The organism is Fructobacillus fructosus KCTC 3544, from assembly GCF_001438695.1.
Lineage (GTDB): Bacteria > Bacillota > Bacilli > Lactobacillales > Lactobacillaceae > Fructobacillus > Fructobacillus fructosus.
On record NZ_JQBH01000040.1, the window covers coordinates 1 to 297 of the forward strand.

Consider the following 297-nt stretch of genomic DNA (forward strand, 5'->3'; position numbering starts at 1 on the left):
AGTGATTAGCGATATAGAGGACTATTTTGTTATCCGGTACCCCTAAGCTATTCAACTCGTTCATGTAGGCTTCAACAATACCTCGCATGTCGTTGCCAGTATTCTCTTCCACATCAATCATATAGAAGCGAGGTTGCTTGCCACTGATGGCTTGCTGTGTCCTCGTATAAAGCCCCTGTGCTTCTCTTTCAGCACTCGCTGTATCACTAGCAGTCATGTAGGAATAAACGGCGTAATTAACGCCTACATTTCCTAATGCAGACAGGTTTTGTTGATACTTCAAATCAGCCCGATTAG

1 protein-coding gene is annotated in these 297 nt (G+C 43.8%); it reads right to left on the bottom strand.

What is annotated here, in order from left to right; all coding sequences use genetic code 11:
* On the bottom strand, positions 1-297 hold a 297-nt coding region (locus IV71_RS08185), incomplete at both ends, for a glycoside hydrolase family 25 domain-containing protein (protein ID WP_478210281.1).